Source organism: Nocardia sp. NPDC050435, assembly GCF_040655395.1.
In the GTDB taxonomy this organism is placed as follows: domain Bacteria; phylum Actinomycetota; class Actinomycetes; order Mycobacteriales; family Mycobacteriaceae; genus Nocardia.
The window spans coordinates 40,309-55,209 of sequence record NZ_JBFAJW010000022.1; the positions used below are offsets into that span (position 1 = coordinate 40,309).

Consider the following 14,901-nt stretch of genomic DNA (forward strand, 5'->3'; position numbering starts at 1 on the left):
GAGGCGCTGTTTCGAGCGCTGTTCAGAGCGCCGGAATCACCGTGCGTCCGAGCGCAATTCCTGACAGTCGGCCCTACCCCTTAAGGGGTAGGGCCGCCCCCGACAGGGGGACCAACTTCCCACACCCCGCTGTGCAGCGGGTGATTTCGAGCGCTCACTACCGCCCGATTGGGGCGCCCTGGATAGCGCTCGCCGACCGGCGCGGCGCCAGCCTGCCTTCGCGGTTCAGATCCACGGCAGCGGCTCGGCCTGGCCGGGGTCGGTGCAGTGGCATCGAATCGCGGGTTCGATCGGCACCCCGCCATGGCCGAAGGCCCACCCATCGCCCCCGCAGTCGCGACAATCGGGGGCGGGTCGGCGGCGGGTGGCGGGTGCGTCGGGCAAGCCGCGGGCCGGCGCGCGGCGGGGCTCGGGTCGTCTACCCAATCGAGAACTCCGGATTCACTCGGTCAGATGGCCGCTGAACACCCATTTCTCGCCACGAGTCTGCGGCGGGCGCGCCAGGTGGACCACGTGGTTGTTATCGAGCACCAGAGCGCCTTTCGAGTGCAGCTCGTGGATGTAGAGCCCCACCTCATCGAGTGGGACGGACGCAGTGGAGTCGCCGATCTCGGGATGCCGGAGGCGCAGTTGCTGCATGGCCTCGGATTCGGGGTCCATGCTCGCGGCCATCTCCGCCACCGAGATCGTGGTGGCCCGCTCGGGGTCCCCGGTCACCGCGAGCATCAGGGTGCCGGCCTCGATCTGTCGATCCAGGTATAGCGCCGCCTCGGGCACGGTGTTGCGGTAGCGCGGGCCGAGCTTGATCAAGGTGTCCATCATCGACTTCGCGCCATCGCTGAGCAGCCCTGGCGGAGCGGGGTATTCGAACCATTCGCCGGCTACTTCGGGCACGTTGAACCAGTTGGCGTAGGTGTCGAACGGCGGGGGTGAGTTGTAGAGCGGATAGTCCTGTGCCTGGGCCTCTCGGCGTGCTCGCATCCGAGCGCGTTGCTTGTCGCGTGGCGCGCGGTTCTTCCTCGGCCGTTTGCTCATCGTGGATCAAACCTCCTGGGTGGTGTGGCAAGTAGCGAACCAGCGCGGATGGTCGGTGAAACTCTGAGTGGCAACGATGATCCCAGATGCCCCGCTTTGGGGCCTGTGCGGTCCTGTGAGCCACCGAAAGCCCTTCCCTAGGGGTGCTGGACCCCTGAAACCGCCAGAGAGGCGCTGGGGGCTTCGGCGGGCTTGCTCCAGGTCGACCTGGAGCGCACTCGCTTCGGGTACTTCGCCTGGATCTCGGCCATGATGTCCTCGCGAGTTCGCTGGCTAGCCGGCGAAGGCGCGGGGGTGGCTTCGGCGAACACCACCACCTCCGGCTGCTGCTCCGGATCGGGCTGACTGGGCGCGGTCACGCTGGCGGCCACCGCAGACGCGGGACGGCTGCCGGTGGAGGCCGGTTCGGTTTTGGTGGGCGCACCGGCGTCCAGCCAAGCCTGGGCCGCGCGCACCTGCTCGAGGGCGGAGTGGAAATCAGCGTCCGAGCGGAAGTCCTCGCGCCGGAACGGCACCAAGGCGTCCTTGATCGTGTCGGCGTATTCGGTGAGCGCGGTCAGCAGGAATTTCACGGTCGCGGCCTGGCGGGCCTTGTCGGTGAGGTACGCGGCCACCTGGTCGGCGGGAAAGCGCAGCAGCGCACGGTCCACGGCGTCGATGAGCTGAACGCGCTGACTGGGTTTCATGTCGATGCGCACCAAGTGGGCACGAAGTCCGGCGGCGTCGACGAGCGCGGTGGCGGTGTCGTCCTGATCGCCCTCGGCGTGCTGTTCCCCGGGGAGATCCCCTCCGTCCGTCCGTCCGTCCTGCTGGCCGGTCTCACGCGCGCTCGCGCGTTCGGAACGGACGGACGGAGAGTTCCCCTCGTTGGTCTTCTTATTGGTCTTCTCGTTGGTCTTCTTCTTTGTCTTCTTATTGACACCTGGGTTTCCGAGACCCGGTGAACCGGGACTTGGTTCACCGGGTCCCGGATCACCGAGACCCGGAAACCCAGGACTCGGTTCCACCTGGGCTTTTGTGGAATCGGTGGGGTGAGTAGCGCCCTTGAGAACCCAACTGTCCGAGACAGTCACATGTTTTCCCTCGAACGACGTGATTTCCGCCCACTGGATCGTCACGATCTTGGGCACCCGGCGGCCGTTCTTGTCCGTGATGGTGATCGTGAGCTGGCTACCGGGGGCGTATCGGTCCATCAGCTCGGCGATATCGTCGGCGTCGTGCGGCTCGGCGGCACGGAACATGTCGGTGCAGAACCAGCCGCGGTAGTCGTGGCGGAACTTCACCTGGATCAGGTGCCCGTGCTGGATCAGGGTCGTGCGCGCCCTGGAAGTGGCCAGCTCGCCGACGCCCGGCTTGGATCGCAGCAGCTGCTGCATGTCGAACTCGAAATCGTCGCTGTGGCGCATGATCGCGGCCAGCAGGCCGATGGAGTTCCAGTCCGGCAGCCGATCGATCGCGTCATTCGGGACCTGGGTGTACCGGACCTTGTTCGGCAGGCTCCGTATGCGTTGCATCAGCACGCCCCCGACACGGCGGTGTGGACACGCCGAATGTGGCGAATATCGTTTCGGACTCGGTGAACGCCCTGGATGCGGGCAGCGGGGGAGGTGGGCAGTTGGCGCTGACCGGGGAGAACGAAACTGTTCATATGTCACCCCATTCGGGACGGGGGCGACGGTCGCGGTGTGACGTTCTGGTGAGTCGATCGACATGTGTCGGTCGGTCCCTGTATCGTCACGACAGCAAACGTCACCGTTCGCGGCCCCGCCTCATCCTGTGTCTCCTGTCGCCAAACAAGAACAGGTTGAGGCGGGTTTTTTTATGTCTGTCTGCCCACCCTTCCCCATGTGACCCCAGTCAGTGGGACGACACGCGGACAGGTAGCGGTCAGGAGGCTCCGAGCGATTTACCAGCGGTAAATCGCGTTTGCCTCGGGGCTTCCCGTTGGGAGCCGAGCCTAGGCTCAATTCCGTTGCGGCGGTACCGCATCACCCACACCGAGTGCGGGGTTTGCGGTCTTCTGGATGTTGATCTCGATAGTGGTGATCACACTACCTCGAGCGAACGCGTTTACGACGGAACGACTAGTCGTATGTGCAGAAGTAACCCCGCCTGCGCTGGTCAGGCGGGGTTACCAGGTGTCGGACGCGCGCGGCGAAAGCGGCGCGCTAGTCCTCTTCGGCAGCCTCGGAGATGTCGGAGTCCGCTGTCGCGCAGGGCAATGCCAGCGGTCCGGCAGGCGGCACCGGATCCGCGGGCACGTGGTCGGTGGCGGGCAGAACCCAGTGCGACCCGTGGATCTGGTCCCAGGCCAAGGTCAGGCGAGCGCGATCCATCACCGAAGCGGTGCTGTCGCCGCTCCAGCGCCGGCGGTCGCATTCCGCCCGCAGCGATTCCAGCTGATCGGTCCAGATCCGGCGAGCCGGGAACGCTTCCGACGATGGCATCGCCCAGGTGTTCTGGATGATGGCCTGCACGGCCCGAATCTCGAGCAGCAGCTGGCCCACGGTGAACTGGTCCAAGCGGATGACCGTGCGGATGGTCAGCACCAGGCGGGGCTCGAATTTGGCCAGCCGCGCGGCCTTGTCGTCGCGACGGTCCCGCTGGGCCTTCTCGAACCAGGCGGCCTCGTACGCCTTGGCGTCGCGCACTTGCTTGCGCTCGGCGGGGGAGAGCCGCCGAGATTCGAGGTACCCGCGGGCCCGGCCGGGCGGGTCCAGCTCCGACCAGGCCAGCAGGCCCGCCAGTACGGCGAACATGGCCCCGGCGCCGGCGACGGCCGGACGCCAGTTCTGGCGGGTGATCACGCGCCGGCCTTCTTGCCTGCGCAGCCACACCCGCCGTTGAGCAGGTTCACCCGCGCGACGGCGTCCTCCCTGTTGCCGTGATCGGATTCGGGGTTCCAGTCGCCGTTCGGCTCGTAGAAACCGACCGTGAACAGGCGTTCGCTGCGCTGGCGGATGTAGACGTAGGACATGGGAATCTCCTTGCGGTAGTGGTGATTTCGAGAGTTCAGGCCAGGGCGTGCAGGAGGGCCTGGAGGCGGTTGTGCTCGGCGTAGGCCAGGCGGTTGATCTGGGTGGGGTCGGCCTCGGTCAGCGGCTGGATTCGCACGCTGGGCTGGGTGGGGTCGGTCGCCATGGCGGTGATGACACGCGCCCAATGGGCCAGCTGCTCGGATTGCCCGGCGGTCAGCGACAGACAGGCGTAGGTGTTGGCCACCGGGCCGGTCAGGGTGACCAGGTACTGCGTGGTGGGTGTGCCGCTCACGACGGCCCACCCGGGCAGAACATGGTGCAGGTCCCGCGCGGCGGTGGCGGCGGGATCTCGCGACGACCGCTGTCGTCGTGGCGGCCGGCGGTGAGCACGACGACCAGGCCGAACAGCGCGAGCACCGCGCCCACGGCCAGCAGCGTCCACAGCGCTGGCATCTGCCTGCTGGCGTGGCCGATCCGGCGCAGCACCCGGCGCTGTTCACGGATCATCACCGGCGCCGTCCCTTTGCCGGGGCGGCGTCGCCGAGGTCGGCGGCGTCGCGGTCGCGCCAGGCCTGCGCGTGCAGGTTGCACAGCCGCAGCACGGTGCCCGGCTCCCGGACGAACGCGCGCCGGTGCCGCGGCTGCATCCGCATGGTGGTGAACCCGCTGGCACCGCCGGCAGCGTGGGTCTCGTGCTGCATGGCCGCGCACTCGTCGCAGCAGGAGCCGGCGCTGGGCTTGGGCGTCGTCCACTTGGGACGGTGGAAGGGCTCGGCCCGGTAGCTCTGGTCCTGGCCGTAGCGGCTCGATAGGGGAGCGGTGTGCTGCTCGGCGAGTTCCAGCGGCAGCGGGCTGGTTTCGGATTCCTGCATCTGCCTGGTCCTTTCGGGAGAAGTGAAAGGCGGGCCGGGCCTATATGAGAGGCCCGGCCCGCCGGGGTCGGTCAGTGCGCCGGTCGCCGTCCGGGGGCGCGGCGCGGGCTGTAGTTCGTCCCGGCTTTGACCTGGCACCCGGACTCCTCCAGCACGACCAGAGCGCGCCGCTTGACCGGGCAGTTCTCGGCGGGGTGCTCGCGGTGCTCCTGGGTGACCCGGTGCGCCTCGGCCACGCTCATCGGCAGGGCCGGGACGTTGCAGTCGAATTCCAGGGGCATCCAGTCGCCGGACTCGGCGGTGAACCCGTTGCCCGACAGCGCGCCCTTGAGCAGCCGCGCCCAAGCAGCCTCGACTTCGGCGGCGTTCATCGGTGCTGCTCCGCGTCCGCGATGACGGCGGCCGCGGCCTTGATCACGTCGCCGGGCATCGTGGCGGCCAGCCGCGAGATCAGCACATCGGCCGAAACGACGGGCGCGTTGTGCCAGTCCCACACCGCCGCGTACACATCGGCGGTGGTGCCGTGGAACTCGTGCACCGGGCTCACCGCCACGATGCGCACGCTGACCGGGGTGTCGTTGTCCAGGCCGAGCGCGGCCAGCTCGGTGCGCGCGAGCTCGTACGCCTCGGCGCGGGTGCCCGCGCGCACCTGGTGGATGCCGGGCTGCGCCCACGCCTGGGTGCCGGTGGCCGAGCCGCTGCCGGTGATTTCGACCAAATACCTGGTGTCGGTGGGGTTTTCGGTGGTCGTCATTCTCTGATCCCTCCTGGTTGTGATCTCATGGACGACGGGAGGGCCGAGCCAGCTAGCGCCCGGCTCGGCCCTCCCGTTCGCTAGGCGTCGAACTGCGCGCCGACCTTGACCCGCACGGTCGGCGCGTCGATCAGCCGCGCCAGCGTCTTCTTGGCGGTCTTGCTGACCGCGCAATCACCCCAGTGGGTGCTGTGGTCGCTGCGCACCTGCCGCGCCTGGGTCACGGTCAGCGCGCCGGTGTCGTTGCAGTCCCACGGGCTGACGGCATCGGCGGGCGTGATCGGGTGGCGATAGGTGGACACGGTGCGATCGGCCTTGCGCGCCTTGGGGTTCCGCTTCTTGGTCAACATCACGACAGAGCTTCTTTCTCGGTGTTCTCGGGCTTGGATACGAACAGGAAATTGCGGCTGAGCAGGCGATCCACGCCCATCCGGGTGACGCGATCGGGGCGGGTCATGCCCTCGTCGCTGTCCGCGTGGGGGCGGACCTCGAGCACGGTGCACTCGACCTGAAGGCCGCCCATCGTGAAGCGATCCACGCGCAGCCACCGGGTGTTGGTGTCGCGACGGTCGCGGTAGATCGCGCCCAGGGCGGGCTTTTCAGGGGTGTGCAGCGCCGGGCTCATCGGGTCGCCGCCTCGCCGTTGATCCACCGGACCAGCCGGGGCTCGAACTCGGTGGGGTCGTAGGTCTCGATGACGGCGCGGCGCAGGTTCTCCAGGGCCTCCTGGGCCCGGTCCTGGGTCGGCCACACGTCCGGGCCCCGCTGGGCCGGGTTGGACGCCAGGCTGACCGGCTCGGCCCACATCCGCCCGCCCGGCAGCAGGATCGCCCAGCCGCTGCGCTGGTCGACGTTCTCGGGCTGGGGCGCGGTGCGGCCATGAATTTCGGTGTTCACGGGATGTGTCCTCCATTCGATAGGTGGTGTTACCATGGTAACAAGGTAACACCGAGGAGGACGGAAATGGAAGACCATCGCTATGAGACTCAGGGACCATCCGTCAGAGCGGCTCTTATCAAGGTCGCATGGGACCATGGGACCTGTGACCACGCCCGAATCGCGCCGAAACACCTGGCCGCAGCGTCAAGTGCGCATGGACGACCAGACGATGAAAAAGGTGCGCGACAAGCTGAACAACGACGGCGAGCGATGGCAGGGCGTCGTGGAAACGATGGTGCGCGACTGGCTGGCCGGCCACTACGACCTCACTGCACGCCGTGCTGCGCTGAAGGAGGCCGGCATACTGCCGGACTGAGCGCCGGCGCCTGCGGCTACCTCTACGGCGGTGCGCGATGAGCGGCACCCCGAAACTCGATCCGCCGGAATGGCCCAAGCACCTGGCGATGGGTGCCGGCATGCTCGCGATGCTCGCCCTGACTCCGCTGGTGTTCGACCCGCACGCCACCCCCGACCCGGACGCCCCGATCGGCGGCACCCTGGGCAACTCCCCGCTGGACCGCCTGATCGACCTCGGTGTCACGGTCAAGACGACCGCGCTCGCTTGGGTTCCGGTGGTGCTGATCGCGGTGGCCGGCGCGGCCGCGCTCGCCGGCATCCTGCTGCTCTCCGCCCGCCAGGGCCGCACCCTGGCTCATTTCACGCTGCGCGCGTGGTGGACCTACCGCCGCCGCTGGGCCACGGTGCTGGACGAGCACGGCCTGCTGGTCAAACACGGCAAGCGCATCCGGGTGCCCAAGCTGGGCAAGATCCGCGCCCTGGACGCCATGGACGTGATGCAGGTCCACATGCCCCAGGGCCAGGACCTGGACGACTGGGCCCAGGCCGCCCAGCCGCTCGCGCTCGCGTTCGGGGCCTCGGCCGGATTCGTCCAGCCCGACACCACCCGCAACCCGTATCGCGACATCGTGGTGGCCTTCGCCCGCGACGGCGGCGACCACCTCACCCCGCGCGCGCTGCCCTCGGCGTCCGAGCTGGCCGTGCCCGCGATCCCCGGCTACACCCGCCGTCCGGTCACGATCAGGCTCACCGCGTGGGCGGTGATCCTAGGCTGGGGGTCACTGCGGATAGATGATGGACAGACCATCCGAAACGTGCGTATTTGGGGAAGGCGGTGGAATCAGTGCTTGGTAATTCCGGCGAGCTGACAGCGGCGGTCTACGCCGCCGCCGAGTCGCAGGCACTGGCACCGCCCGCCTGGGTCGGCCCCGGCATCGGCATCGGCGCGTTCATGCTGATCGGCGGCGCCATCTGGATGAAAGTCCGCGGAGCCAGCGACGACTTGGCCACCGAGGCCGCCCGCGAGGCCGCCTTTCGGGCGCGGTTGCAGGACTTCCATCCGCGCCTGCATCACGCCGTCACCGTGCTGCACGACGACTGGAAGGCCCGCACGCTCTGGGTGGATGACCTGAAAATCGTGCGTAGCACCGCCGGGCGTATCAGTGCGTGGCCACAGCTGGCCCCATCCCGCCCCGGCGCCGAGGACCCTGACGACGGGATTCGCCCGCTCGGTGAGCTGGGTATGCAGGTGCGACTGTCCATGCCGCCGGGCTGTGAGCCCGACAGTTTCATCAAGCGCACCGACGCGATCACCTCGGCCCTGGATGTCAAGGGCACCCGCTATGTCAGCAACGACGGCAAGCACGTGCTGCTCGAGCTGCGCGGCGACGTTCCGACCCCGGACCCCGCGCTGCTGGCCAAGCTCCCCGAACGGCTCCACCCGGCGGTGGCCACCCTGTCCGACCCGTGGGAGGCCGCCAAGCTGTGGGTTTCCAAGATGGGCATGGGCACCGACGCCACCCCCACCTCCCCGGCCGACTGGCCGAACCTGATTCCCTCCCCGCCCGAGCTCGACCCACCCGACAACGGCATCCGACCCATGCCGGTCGGCGCGCACATCCGCGCCAAAATCCCACACGGCTGGTCTGCGGCGGACTTCGCGAACAAGGCCGAGGATCTCAAAGCCGTGTTCGACGCCAAGGACGTCACCGTCGTCTACAACGACGGCGAGACGGTATGCCTGGAGCTACGGGTATGCAACCCCCTCGGCGACACCGTGGACCTGCCCGAGGACGTGGAGACCCCGGTCAACCTCGAGGCGCTGCGCGTCGGCATGCAGGAAGACGGCAATTTCTATCGGATCGCGATCCGCGGCAACCACATCCTGCTGGCCGGCCTCACCGGCTCCGGCAAGTCCTCGGGCCTGTGGTCGATCATCGGCGCCCTGTGCCCGGCGATCCTGACCGGCCACGTGCAGGTCCACATGATCGACCTCAAGCGCGGCACCGAGATGTCGGCCGGACACCGGCTCTACCAGTCGTGGGCGACCAAACCCACCGAGGCCATCCGCCTCCTGGAGGACATGGTCACGTTGATGCGCGAGCGCGCCGACGCCTACACCGCAGTGTCCATGGAGTCCGGCAAGCCCCTGCGCAAGCACATCCCCACCGCCGACAACCCACATCACGTGATCATGCTCGATGAGCTGATCGCGCTGCTGAAGCTGCCCGGCAAGACGACGGTGATACCGGAAATCCCGAATGCCGACGGCGACATCGTGCTCGACAAGAAGGGCGGCCCCGCCGAATTCCCGCTCACCGCCTACGCGACGCTGCTGCTGCTGGAACTGCTCTCCCAGGCCCGCGCGCTCGGCATCACGGTGATCATGGCCACCCAGAACGCGGCCAAGGAGATCATGGATCTGGTCAGGGACATGATCCCCACCCTGGTCGGCCTGCGCCAGGCGTCGGTGGAACAGGAGCGCATGGTGTTCGGCCCCGGCGCCAAGGACCGCGGCGTGCGCACCACCGAGATCTCCCCCGACGAGGCCGGCATGGTGTTCGTGGATCAGACCGAATCCGGTCGCTCCGCGACCAGGGCCCGGTTCTTCTACGTCAGCGACGACAAGATCGAACGCATGGTCGCCACCTACGGCCGCAAACGCACCCTGGCTCTGCCGGCAGCACCCGGTGCGCCGGCGAATGTCTTGCCCATGGCCACGCACCGGCCGGATCCGGCAGCCCCGCCGAAGCCGCGGATCTGCCAGGGCCCGAAGTGCACGGTAGTGCTGGACCAATCACCTGTTGGCCGCACCAAGCTCTACCACTCCGAGGCGTGCCGCAAGGCCGCCGAGCGCGCCCGTGCCAAGAAGGCCGCAGCAGATGGTCACGCCGGAGCGACAGTGAACTGATCGCCGAAAAACCTACCCCCACCTGCTCGAATGATTTCGGACGTTTCCGGACGAACCTTGTCCGGGAACGGCTGAGACCGTCACGGAACACCCTCATGATCACCGCCCGATTTGGGTGATCTATCCGCGTCGACGCCAGCGCCTGCTCCCCCGAGGCGACCCGCGAAACACGATTAATCGTGCCTAGGAGGCCCCCTGTGTGCGCCACTCCCTACCCTGATGCCCCCACTCGGCAGGCGATCCAGTACCGCCATCAGATCCCCACCTGTGACCATTTCGTATGGACCCTCCCGCCCGATCCGGAGACCGGGCGCGGCGGGGCAGGCCACACCTGCGGGGGCCGTGCGACGCATCGCATCCGGATCGATCGCTACAGCGGCGGCCGTGGCTCCCGCGTGTTCGGCGTCTGCCGCGCCCACATCGGCCAGGAGCTCGACGCCGCCCACGCCGACGCCGCATATCCAGGCTGGCCCGGCTACACCCCGCCGGCCGCGCCCGTGCTGACCGTTCTCGATCTGACGCTGGACCGCCGAGCCTGGGCCCACGGCCGGCGCCGCTACTGGCTGACCGAGCGCCCCGACGACGGCGCGCCCATCACCCTGGAGCTGTTCGCCTCCGCTCCGCACCTCGAGGAACCCGGGCCCCACCGCCCACGCCCCGCGCCGGTACCGCGCGCCGAGGTACAACCTCCGTTAACGCTGTTCGGTGAAGGCGCACAGCAATGAGCGCTCAGCCCGCCGCCTCGGCCGCCGAGTGGCGGCGGCTCGGCGCACGCCTGGGCGTGCTGCGCCGGGAAGCGCGCAAGAGTCAGCACGACATCGCCGCGGCCCTCTCGATCCCACGCAGCGCGGTGTCCGAACTCGAGCGCGGCAACCGCAAGCTCGACAGCCTCGAACTCGCCCAGCTCGCCCGCGTCTACGGCATCTCCGCCGACGAAATTCTCGGTCTTCGCATCGACGCGGGGGTTCGGCTCGGGGTCGACCTGTGTCCCGCCGACTACCGGGCGGTGCTGGCCTACGCCGAATTCCTGCATCACAGGGAATCGGTCGCGACGGCGGAATTCGTATCCGAAGCCCCACCTATTTCGCACGATTAATCGTGTAGTCGTGTTACTCTGGGTGGAGCAACTATCCCCAAAGGGAGGCAATTCATGCGCATCGGACACCCCCATCCGCCCTGGCACATCGAACGCTGGGAGGTCGGCACCATCAGCGGCCGCCACCTCGTGGAGTGGGCAGTGGTGCCCGCCCCCTGTCCGGCCTGCGCGCACTGCCACGGCACCGGCACTCAGGTGATCGGCACCGGCCCCGAAGGCTTCGATGCCGAATTCGCTGAATGCGGCTGCACCTGGCCGCTGATCTGGCTGCGGGTGCCGCCCTGGCTGGCCCGAATGCTGCCCGGCCCGGCTCGGCGCACCACCCGATCCATCACCCCCGGCCTTCCGATCACCGACGAACCACCCTTCTAGCCACCGGCACCCGACAAGGAGTGAAACCCATGAACGACAACATCGGATGGAGAGAGCGTCTCAACGTACGCGGCAGCTGGGAGAGCTGGGACGGCTACCGGTGGCCGCTGCGGTGGGGAATCAGCCTCCGCGCCGTCTATGGTGGCCGGCGCGCGGAGCTCTCACTGTTCACCCCCCGCGGAGCGCTCCTCACCCTGCCTTTGCCCGCCAGTTGGCCGACCACGGGCGGTTACGACCACACCAAGCACTGAGTGACCCATAAGAATCGAGAGCCCGGAGGCGTGAAGCCTCCGGGCTTTTTGGCGCTAGAACCTCCCGGCCGGCCGGGAACGCGCGCTGTGTCGTCATCGGCCACGGCGGGCTACCGCTCGCCGAGCCATTTCAGCAAGGCCATGCGGTCCACCCCCAGCGCGGCCGCAGTGCCGGCCTTGGAGCCTCCGCTCCGCACGGCGAGCACGCCGGCGATGCGCGCCGCCGCGCGTGCGGCGGCCTCGGCGCGGCGGGCCTCGGCCAGGCGTGCGCCGATCTGCTCGAGGCTGAGTTCGCCGCGGCGGTAGCGCTCGGCGGCCTCGGCGGCGGCCTGGCGCAGCGGTGCGTCCTCGGGTGCTGGGAACATGGCCGCCACCAGCTCGGTGTCGGTGGCGGGGGTGGCATTCGTCATGGGAAGGGGCCTTCCGGGTCGCTGTGGAGGGTCAGTGAGTGGCGAACGGGGTGAGTTCGGCGGCGATGACGGCGACGCGCTGGGCGGCGGTGATCAGGCGCGGGTCGGTCTCGGCGCCGGCGACCTCGGTGGCGACCTCGGCCAGGGTCTGGCAGCTCTGGGTGCTCCAGGTGGCGATGCCGGCGACGCGGTAGCCGGCATCGCGGATCCGGTCCCAGTGCACGCTCATCTCGGCGGGGTCGGTGTCCTCGATCAGGCCGAACAGTTCGGTGCGGAGGGCTTCGCGCTGGGGGTTGCGGTCGCTGATCATTGGTCTGGCCTTTCCTCGTCGTCTGTAGATTACTCTACAGCATTGAGTGTAGATCTGTCTACAGGTTGGGGCGCATCTTCCGGCGGAACTCTCCGGCCGAAAGCTGTAGACAAGTCTACACATCGTGCTGTAGAGTGGTCTACAGACGAACCGACAAGGAAAGGCCAAGACAATGACCGAAATCACCGTCACCATCACCCCCTCCACCATCGACAAGGCCACCGCCAAGCGCATCACCCACACCGCCGCCATCGGCGCGGCCAGCCTGTTCCTGCTGGCCTCGGTAGCCCTGGGCCTGGAACTCAGCCCGCTGCTGCTGATCCTGGGCGCGCTCGCCGCCGCAGGGTTCTGCTACGGCCATGCCTGGCTGCACCGGCGACTGACCCAGCACTGACCACCACCAACAACTCGTGGGCCCTCACCGGAATCCGGTGAGGGCCCACCCGTGCGTCTACAGCGGGACCGGCCTGCTACTTCGCCTTCGCCGCGTGCACCACGCCGTCATCGGCCACCGCGATCAACTTTCGATCGAACATCCAGTTCAACAAGTGTTTGACCGGTTCGAGCGCCACCGCGTTGCTCTGGTGCCAGTCCTGATCATCGCTGCCGTACACCACCGCCCAGCTGATCCGACCCTGCCGCACTTTCTGCAGCATCCCCTCCACGACGTAATCGCTGGGCGGGATCCCCTTCTCCCACCAGCGTTGATCCGGCACCACAGCGCCCTCTGATTCGCGCTCTGCCGCCCGATCGCCCGCCCCCCGGGCTTCGCCCGCGGCCTTGCCGCTACGCCCGCCAGGGACCTGCTTTCCGGCCTGGGTCAGCACCGCCGCCGCCACCCCCTCGTCGTTGTGGTCCCACCAGGTGATCAGACCCCGGTCCTGCAAACTCCGCAGTGTTTTCAGCGGCCCGTCCTCGGCCTCCACCCCGCGCACGAACCACGCCGAATTGCCGGTACGCGGATCGGTCACCACCCGCGCCACCTCGGCCTGGTCGGGATCCTGGCCGGCGATCAGGGCCAGCATCTCTTTCTGCGGCGCGCTTAGCCGCACCCGGGGAGTCTTCCGCCCGCCGGCGCGCAGCTCCTCGAGCGCGTCCTCCAGTGTCTGCGCCAGGTTGTCCCCGCCCATCCGGTCATAGCGGCCCTGGAGGTCCTTGAGCTGCTGCTCCAGCACCTCCGCGCGTGAGTTCGCTTGCACGGCCCTGGTCTCGGCGTCGCCGGCCAGGCGCTGCGCCTCGGCCACCGTCTCCTCGGCTTGCGCGCGCACCTCGGCCAACTCCGTACCGGCGGTCTCGGCGCCGGCCTCGGCCACGCGCACCCGCTGCTCCAGCTCGGCGCGCTGAGCGGCCAGCGCCTCCACCGCCTCCACCACGTGGTGGAAATGCTTGATCGAATCCCCGACGCCGCGCACCCCGGCCTGGAGCGAGGACCAGGCGCGCCCGTAGGCGTCGGTACCGGCCGCCCCCGGGCGGATCCCCTTCGGCGGCTGCTCCACCGCCGCCAGCGTCGCCACCAGAGCCGCCCCAGCGCTCACCGCCGCCGCGTCCCTTCCCGTGACACCATCGGGCCGCTTTTCGAGCGTCTGCGTGGCCGTGGGGGCCTCGGAATGCGCTGTCTCGCCGCCGGTTTCGGCGTCCAGGTCTACATCCTCCCGCGTCTCCGTCGCCGGCATCTTCTCGGCCAGGGCGGCGGCCGCGGCGTCCAGATCCACCCGCCGCCGGCGCACTCGCACACCGGGCTTGGCGTTGCTCAGGACCCGGGCGCGCGCCCGTTCGGCCTTGGTGCCGACGTGGGCGGCGGTGACGCCCTCCTCGGCGCACACCGCACAGCCGCGCTCACAATGCACCGGCGCCGGCCCGCGCGGCGCGGACTGATAGGTCGGGTGCCCGCACAGCTCGGGCACCTTGACCTCCTGGCCCGCCGGCAGCCGTCCCTCCGGGCCGTAGGTCTCCCACAGCCCGGGATTAGCCCAGGCCATCTCCTTCTCCCCCCGCGTCGGCGGCCACAGCCCCACCGTCGCGCATGCCGGGCACGGCACCCGGTCCAGCCGGTCCTGCGACGTCTTGCCGTAGTCCTCGAGGCCGAGCGCCTCCCCGGTGATCTCCTGCTGGACCGCGCGCAGCGCGGGGAGGGGGAACTCGCTGTGGCAGGCCAGGCACCGCTGTGGGAACTCCGCGCCGGCGATGCTCACCAGGGTGTCGTCCTCCTCGGCGTAGCGCGCGACCATGCCCACCGGCCACCGGCACCAGGCCGCGAGCTCCCCCACGGGGATGCGGCCCTGACGCTCGGCCTCGGCCACCCATTCCGGCAACTCCCGCATGTCCCGCACCCTCTCTCCGGCCCCCGTAGGGGGTGAGTATCTATTAACACCAGTATAGCGGGGTGAGTTATAAACACCAAGCAATAAAGTGGGAAGAATAGCAGAATGTTGGGGTGAATAGCTTGCCAATGTGGGGTTAGTAGAGGTAGACTAGAGCCATGAGAGAGACACCGAAACCACAAACCCCCAGGTGGAGCGCCAGAAACGCCGAGATGAGCGGAAGGGGTTGACCGGGAGAGCCAGAAGAGATACTATTCACCCCATGTTCCTCTTACCCCCTTTAGTACTCACCCCGTCCGACAAGTCCGTTAATGGGGGTTTTAATTAAAACCCCCATTAACGGACTGATAGACGT

The 14,901-nt window shown here is 68.5% G+C and carries 23 protein-coding genes; 8 read left to right on the plus strand and 15 right to left on the minus strand.

What is annotated here, in order from left to right; all coding sequences use genetic code 11:
- Positions 1–441: 441 nt before the first annotated feature.
- From AB0I43_RS40320 to AB0I43_RS40375, 12 genes are all read right to left on the minus strand, one after another.
- On the minus strand, positions 442–981 hold the full coding sequence (locus AB0I43_RS40320; protein ID WP_357434167.1) for a hypothetical protein: 540 nt from the start codon (positions 979–981) through the stop codon (positions 442–444).
- 191 nt (positions 982–1,172) lie between these two features.
- Entirely contained in the window at positions 1,173–2,747 is a 1,575-nt protein-coding gene (locus AB0I43_RS40325; RefSeq protein WP_357434169.1) for a hypothetical protein, read from the minus strand.
- Between the two features lie 456 nt (positions 2,748–3,203).
- Positions 3,204–3,842, minus strand: a complete 639-nt coding sequence (locus AB0I43_RS40330) for a hypothetical protein (protein ID WP_357434171.1) — start codon at positions 3,840–3,842, stop codon at positions 3,204–3,206.
- Entirely contained in the window at positions 3,839–4,012 is a 174-nt protein-coding gene (locus tag AB0I43_RS40335; RefSeq protein ID WP_357434173.1) for a hypothetical protein, read from the minus strand. The genes AB0I43_RS40330 and AB0I43_RS40335 overlap by 4 nt, the downstream gene beginning before the upstream one ends.
- 35 nt (positions 4,013–4,047) lie before the next feature.
- Entirely contained in the window at positions 4,048–4,305 is a 258-nt protein-coding gene (locus AB0I43_RS40340; RefSeq protein ID WP_357434175.1) for a hypothetical protein, read from the minus strand.
- Positions 4,302–4,520 carry a hypothetical protein gene (locus AB0I43_RS40345; protein ID WP_357434177.1) on the minus strand — a complete coding sequence of 73 codons (219 nt, stop codon included), beginning with the start codon at positions 4,518–4,520 and terminating at the stop codon, positions 4,302–4,304. The genes AB0I43_RS40340 and AB0I43_RS40345 overlap by 4 nt, the downstream gene beginning before the upstream one ends.
- The gene (locus AB0I43_RS40350; protein ID WP_357434179.1) at positions 4,520–4,885 is read right to left on the minus strand and encodes a hypothetical protein; all 366 of its coding nucleotides are present in this window, start codon (positions 4,883–4,885) and stop codon (positions 4,520–4,522) included. Before AB0I43_RS40350 ends, AB0I43_RS40345 begins: the two co-directional genes overlap by 1 nt.
- Before the next feature lie 71 nt (positions 4,886–4,956).
- Positions 4,957–5,256 carry a hypothetical protein gene (locus tag AB0I43_RS40355; protein WP_357434181.1) on the minus strand — a complete coding sequence of 100 codons (300 nt, stop codon included), beginning with the start codon at positions 5,254–5,256 and terminating at the stop codon, positions 4,957–4,959.
- Positions 5,253–5,639 (minus strand): hypothetical protein, encoded by a 387-nt coding sequence (locus AB0I43_RS40360; RefSeq protein WP_357434182.1) that lies wholly within the window; start codon positions 5,637–5,639, stop codon positions 5,253–5,255. The genes AB0I43_RS40355 and AB0I43_RS40360 overlap by 4 nt, the downstream gene beginning before the upstream one ends.
- 80 nt (positions 5,640–5,719) lie before the next feature.
- Positions 5,720–5,992 carry a hypothetical protein gene (locus AB0I43_RS40365; protein ID WP_357434184.1) on the minus strand — a complete coding sequence of 91 codons (273 nt, stop codon included), beginning with the start codon at positions 5,990–5,992 and terminating at the stop codon, positions 5,720–5,722.
- Positions 5,989–6,264: a hypothetical protein gene (locus AB0I43_RS40370; RefSeq protein WP_357434186.1), complete on the minus strand. Its 276-nt coding sequence runs from the start codon at positions 6,262–6,264 to the stop codon at positions 5,989–5,991. The genes AB0I43_RS40365 and AB0I43_RS40370 overlap by 4 nt, the downstream gene beginning before the upstream one ends.
- The gene (locus AB0I43_RS40375; protein ID WP_357434188.1) at positions 6,261–6,536 is read right to left on the minus strand and encodes a hypothetical protein; all 276 of its coding nucleotides are present in this window, start codon (positions 6,534–6,536) and stop codon (positions 6,261–6,263) included. Before AB0I43_RS40375 ends, AB0I43_RS40370 begins: the two co-directional genes overlap by 4 nt.
- Before the next feature lie 145 nt (positions 6,537–6,681).
- Between AB0I43_RS40375 and AB0I43_RS40380 the strand changes: the two genes are divergently transcribed.
- From AB0I43_RS40380 to AB0I43_RS40410, 7 genes are all read left to right on the plus strand, one after another.
- Positions 6,682–6,894, plus strand: a complete 213-nt coding sequence (locus AB0I43_RS40380) for a hypothetical protein (RefSeq protein WP_357434190.1) — start codon at positions 6,682–6,684, stop codon at positions 6,892–6,894.
- Between the two features lie 37 nt (positions 6,895–6,931).
- On the plus strand, positions 6,932–7,744 hold the full coding sequence (locus AB0I43_RS40385; protein WP_357434192.1) for a hypothetical protein: 813 nt from the start codon (positions 6,932–6,934) through the stop codon (positions 7,742–7,744).
- Positions 7,711–9,786 carry an FtsK/SpoIIIE domain-containing protein gene (locus AB0I43_RS40390; RefSeq protein ID WP_357434194.1) on the plus strand — a complete coding sequence of 692 codons (2,076 nt, stop codon included), beginning with the start codon at positions 7,711–7,713 and terminating at the stop codon, positions 9,784–9,786. The genes AB0I43_RS40385 and AB0I43_RS40390 overlap by 34 nt, the downstream gene beginning before the upstream one ends.
- A gap of 197 nt (positions 9,787–9,983) precedes the next feature.
- Positions 9,984–10,511: a hypothetical protein gene (locus tag AB0I43_RS40395; RefSeq protein ID WP_357434196.1), complete on the plus strand. Its 528-nt coding sequence runs from the start codon at positions 9,984–9,986 to the stop codon at positions 10,509–10,511.
- Positions 10,508–10,882 carry a helix-turn-helix transcriptional regulator gene (locus AB0I43_RS40400; protein WP_357434198.1) on the plus strand — a complete coding sequence of 125 codons (375 nt, stop codon included), beginning with the start codon at positions 10,508–10,510 and terminating at the stop codon, positions 10,880–10,882. The genes AB0I43_RS40395 and AB0I43_RS40400 overlap by 4 nt, the downstream gene beginning before the upstream one ends.
- Positions 10,883–10,936: 54 nt before the next feature.
- Positions 10,937–11,254, plus strand: coding sequence for a hypothetical protein (locus AB0I43_RS40405; RefSeq protein ID WP_357434200.1), 318 nt, complete (start codon positions 10,937–10,939; stop codon positions 11,252–11,254).
- A 29-nt stretch (positions 11,255–11,283) separates the two neighbouring features.
- Positions 11,284–11,505: a hypothetical protein gene (locus tag AB0I43_RS40410; RefSeq protein WP_357434202.1), complete on the plus strand. Its 222-nt coding sequence runs from the start codon at positions 11,284–11,286 to the stop codon at positions 11,503–11,505.
- 110 nt (positions 11,506–11,615) lie between these two features.
- Here AB0I43_RS40410 and AB0I43_RS40415 read toward each other — a convergent pair whose 3' ends face one another.
- On the minus strand, positions 11,616–11,915 hold the full coding sequence (locus AB0I43_RS40415) for a hypothetical protein (protein ID WP_357434204.1): 300 nt from the start codon (positions 11,913–11,915) through the stop codon (positions 11,616–11,618).
- A 31-nt stretch (positions 11,916–11,946) separates the two neighbouring features.
- A complete protein-coding gene (locus AB0I43_RS40420; protein ID WP_357434206.1) occupies positions 11,947–12,225 on the minus strand; it encodes a hypothetical protein in 279 nt (92 codons plus the stop codon).
- A 172-nt stretch (positions 12,226–12,397) separates the two neighbouring features.
- Between AB0I43_RS40420 and AB0I43_RS40425 the strand changes: the two genes are divergently transcribed.
- Complete coding sequence (locus AB0I43_RS40425; protein WP_357434208.1) at positions 12,398–12,619, plus strand: hypothetical protein; 222 nt, start codon at positions 12,398–12,400, stop codon at positions 12,617–12,619.
- A 76-nt stretch (positions 12,620–12,695) separates the two neighbouring features.
- Here the strand turns inward: AB0I43_RS40425 and AB0I43_RS40430 are convergent, their stop codons facing one another.
- Entirely contained in the window at positions 12,696–14,546 is a 1,851-nt protein-coding gene (locus AB0I43_RS40430; RefSeq protein WP_357434210.1) for a hypothetical protein, read from the minus strand.
- Between the last annotated feature and the right edge of the window lie 355 nt (positions 14,547–14,901).